At 41.6% G+C, this 3985-nt stretch carries 5 protein-coding genes; 2 read left to right on the forward strand and 3 right to left on the reverse strand.

All coding sequences use genetic code 11. From position 1 onward, the window contains the following. Nucleotides 1–228, reverse strand: a 228-nt coding sequence (locus AC1DUA_RS27335) for a hypothetical protein (protein WP_477502765.1), incomplete at its 3' end; no start/stop codon positions are given. A gap of 249 nt (nt 229–477) precedes the next feature. Between AC1DUA_RS27335 and AC1DUA_RS27340 the strand changes: the two genes are divergently transcribed. Continuing rightward, a complete protein-coding gene (locus AC1DUA_RS27340) occupies nt 478–846 on the forward strand; it encodes a phage holin family protein (RefSeq protein ID WP_477502766.1) in 369 nt (122 codons plus the stop codon). Nucleotides 847–1039: 193 nt separating this feature from the next. Then, complete coding sequence (locus AC1DUA_RS27345; protein WP_477502767.1) at nt 1040–1426, forward strand: cupredoxin domain-containing protein; 387 nt, start codon at nt 1040–1042, stop codon at nt 1424–1426. A 105-nt stretch (nt 1427–1531) separates the two neighbouring features. Here the strand turns inward: AC1DUA_RS27345 and AC1DUA_RS27350 are convergent, their stop codons facing one another. Further along, entirely contained in the window at nt 1532–2080 is a 549-nt protein-coding gene (locus tag AC1DUA_RS27350; protein ID WP_477502768.1) for a CvpA family protein, read from the reverse strand. An 11-nt stretch (nt 2081–2091) separates the two neighbouring features. After that, the coding region (locus tag AC1DUA_RS27355) for a hypothetical protein (protein WP_477502769.1) at nt 2092–3985 on the reverse strand (1894 nt) is incomplete at its 5' end.

The following is a 3985-nucleotide window of genomic DNA, read 5'->3' on the forward strand; positions in this document are numbered from 1 at the left end:
GTGCAAGGAAGAGCGAATATCCCGTATCCCGCCAAATGGAGCGTTACCTTTCAATCGTTCTACATTTACCGCTTCATCGGTTGCTTGCAGTCGCAGCTTAACGAGTTCAAAATCTCCGATCGGTTCAAGATTCTGAACCGCGTCCTTCCCGAGAGAAGTCGCCGCATGGTGAGCTAGTTTATGTAAAATTTTCGCATATTCTAATGTTTTAATAATTTTCTTGTTCAACTGTCCCAACCTCATTTCTATCCTATATTATAAACCATTTTGCGTATGATTAGCTACGGAGACAATTGTTATATGGAAGATGCTGCCTACCATAATCTGTGCAAAAGTTGGATACACTAATTTGTGCACCTATTCCTTCTGCCAAAGGAATCGAAATAAATGTCAAACAAACCAAGCAAAGTTCAACAAAACATCTTTTCTAGTCATGAGAGCGCGTTAGTCTCATAGTAGAAAAAAGGAGGTTCTCGAATGCATCTTCTAGGACATCTGGTCAGGTTTATTGTGTCTGCTTTGGTATTAATGTTTGTAAGTTGGCTAGTGCCAGGATTTCAAGTCGGCGGATTCTGGAGCGCGTTTTTCCTTGCATTGGTCATTGCCATCGCCGCATGGATCATTGAAGGAATTTTCGGCAAGCAAATCACTCCCTTTGGCAGAGGAATCGTAGGCTTTCTGGTCAGCGCGCTGGTCATTTGGGCCGCCCAGTTTGTCGTAAGCAATGTTTCAACGAGCATCATAGGTGCGATTTTAGCCGCTTTAGTCATTGGGATCATCGACTTATTCATTCCTGTGAAAACCCCTTTCGAACAAGGGATCTCAGGAAGAGAAGACCGTCGATAAACGTATCAGTTTGTAGTCCTGATAGCCATGATAAAGCCCAAAAAAGATCGGTCTGCTGCGTATCCAATCGCCGGGCCGATCTTTTCCCTTTTCCACCCTATCCGAACTCTTTCACTAGTTTGTCACTGTTTTTTCCAAATGAGTGATGTACAATTGAGAGGAAAACAAATACATTTTATAGTCGGAGGGTATTATGAAAAAACTACTCGTTCTTTTAATGGGAGTTGCTGTAGTTATTGCGATCACTGCTTGTGGAAGCAAAGAGTCCAAGCCGGCAGAAACGACTTCTCCTGCTGCAACAACTCAAGCTGCTGGTGGTCAAAGCGTGGTTTTGAAAGCAACTAACTTCCAATATGACCAAGCTGAATATCACGTAAAAAAAGGTCAGCCTGTAACCATTACGCTTGATAACTCGCAAGGTGTCCACGGTGCAGCTATTAAAGAATTCAACGTTAAACTGGATAACAGCAACAAAACTTTTACTTTCACACCAGATAAAACGGGTTCATTTCCTATTACATGCTCCATCATGTGTGGAAACGGCCATGCAAATATGAAATCAACATTGATTGTTGATTAATAAAATGTCCTAAAGCCTTACCGCGGCAAACGCGGTGAGGCTTTTTTTATGTTGCGGAAATAATAAAAGCCGCCATTTTTCTATAAAAATAGAAATCGGCAGCTTTTATATGGGAATCCCTTGCTTCCAGAGCTCTTGCAGTTTACCTGCAATATTGGGTAATTCATTAATAAGATAAGGTGCTACTGCTGAGCTCGAGAGCAGCTTTTGAAGTCCATCCGATGGAATGATCGTGATCACGTTCACGGCAATAATGACGATTAAAAGTGCTTCAGCTAAGCCAAGCAGTGCTCCACTCCAACGATTAATGACGTTCAGTCCTGGTGTTTTAGCTAAAATATTTAATGCTCGTCCGATGAAGATCAGTGCGAATTTAACTCCAAAAAACAAGATAGCAAAGGCTATTGCATTCGAGATATAGGTATCAAGATTGAGGCCTTTTACGATAAATTCGTATTTCTGATAACTTTGATACGTAGGCAATGAGATCGCATTTTGAAGCACGGGTGCAAAATCCTTGTAAAAATAAAAGGCTACTAAATAAGCAAGTACAAACCCAGAGATGGATACAATTTGGGCAATAAACCCTCTAAAGTAACCAACCAGTAATCCCAAAGCGACTACCGCCAATAAGATATAATCTAATTTGTTCATGATCACTCGGCTTACCGGGCCGGGCTGTCTGTTTCAGCTAATTCAATCCATTCATTATACTCGTTCTGCAGCTTAGCGTATTCCTCACGCAGTTCTCTGTACTCTTCTTTAACCTGTTGAAGCTCCTTTTGCATGGCATCATCATTCAAACTCTGATTGATTAATACTTCTTTGTCACTGTTGTATTGTTCTTGAAGTCGCTCTTTTTCTTCTTCCAAATATTTGTTCAACAAGATTCTTTCTTGCTGCTGCTGAATGATCGTCTCAATTTGAGCATGGTAATGATGAATAATGGTAGATTTTTGACCTTCATACTGCTGCACTATGTTAGTTTGTTGATCTTGGAAATCTTTCACAAACTCTGCTTTGCCCTGCAAGTATTGCTGAACAAGCTCCTCTTTTTCTTGCTCAAACTTATGCTGAGCTTCAGTTGCCTGAGTTTTCTCTTGTTCCAACTGTTGTTCCAACTCTTGTTGCCATTCTAAATGCTGCTGTTTTTCTTGATCAAGCTGTTGCTGCATCTTATAAACTAGCTTCTTCTCTTGTTCGAGTTGTTGTTTGAACTGCTCGTTGCTCTGCTCAGCTTGGTCTTGCTGTTGTCTGGCTTGCTGTAATTGCTGTCTCAGCTGCTCTTGTTGTTGCTTGCCTTGTTCAATTTGTTGTTTGGCTAGTAAATACTGTTGTTTCTCTTGTTCAAGCTGTTGTTTCATTTGCTCTCGAATAAGAGTGACTTCCTCATTCTGCTGACCAGCTTGTTGTAATTGCGTTTCCATTTGTTCTTGTATTTGCTTGTTTTGTTCGATCTTCTGCTGGAGTTCTAGTAGCTGCTGCTTCTCCAAATCAACCTGTTGCTGCGTCTTAACAACCAGCTTTTTCTCTTGATCGAGTTGTTGTTTGAGTTGTTCGTTAAACTGCTTGGCTTGGTCTTGCTGCTGCTTCGCTTGCTGCAATTGCTGTCTCAGCTGCTCTTGTTGTTGTTTGCTCTGTTCGATTTGTTGTTTTGCAAGCAAGTGCTGCTGTTTCTCTTGATCAAGCTGCTGTTTCATTTGCTCTTGAATAAGAGTGACTTCCTTATTCTGCTCGCCAGCTTGTTGTAATTGCTGTTCCATTTGTTCTTGTATTTGCTTGTTTTGTTCGAGCTGCTGTTGCAGTTCTAGCAGCTGCTGCTTTTCTTGTTCAAGCAATTGCTGTGCTTCTATAACCTGTTTTTTCTCTTGTTCGAGCTGTTCCTCAAGTTGTTGTACAATTTGCTCGTTAAGCTCTTTAGCCTGAACTTGCTCTCCTTGAGCTTGCTGCAGTTGTTGACTCAGCTGCTCTTGTTCTTGTTTGCCTTGTTCAAGCAGCTGCTGCGCTTGCGTTAGTTGCTTTTTCTCCTGTTCAAGCTGTAGCTTGATTTGTTCATGAACCTGCTTCGCTTGGTCTTGTTCTTGTTTAACTTGCTGCAATTGCTGTCTCAACTGCTCTTGTTGTTGTTTGCCTTGCTCGATTTGTTTTTTCGCCTGCTGATGCTGCTGTTTCTCTTGATCAAGCAGCTGCCGCGTTTGGGTAGCCTGCTTTTTTTCTTGTTCTAGCTGTTGTTTGATTTGTTCATGAACCTGTTTCGCTTGATCTTGCTGTTGTTTCGCTTGATCTTGCTGTTGTTTCACTTGATCTTGTTGCTGTTTCATTTGATCTTGTTGCTGTTTAGCTTGCTGTAATTGCTGTTTGGTTAACTCCTGCTCTTGTTTACCCTTTTGTACTTCTTGCTGGAGCTGTTCCTTTTGCACTTGCGTTTGGTCTAACTTAACTTTTTGTTCACCCATGAGTGTCTGCTGTTTATCGTAATCATGCTTCAATTGGTTGTATGTAACGTTCACTTTCTCATAGGCAGCCTTGGTCGCCTCTTGCTCTTTCTGTGCTGCGCTC

The sequence above is a fragment of the Paenibacillus sp. 01T422 genome (genome assembly GCF_056398785.1).

Bases quoted from the DNA above. Each gene is read 5' to 3' on its own strand.
- AC1DUA_RS27345 (WP_477502767.1), top strand. From the start codon at position 1,040: ATGAAAAAACTACTCGTTCTTTTAATGGGAGTTGCTGTAGTTATTGCG.
- AC1DUA_RS27350 (WP_477502768.1), bottom strand. From the start codon at position 2,080: ATGAACAAATTAGATTATATCTTATTGGCGGTAGTCGCTTTGGGATTA.
- AC1DUA_RS27340 (WP_477502766.1), top strand. From the start codon at position 478: ATGCATCTTCTAGGACATCTGGTCAGGTTTATTGTGTCTGCTTTGGTA.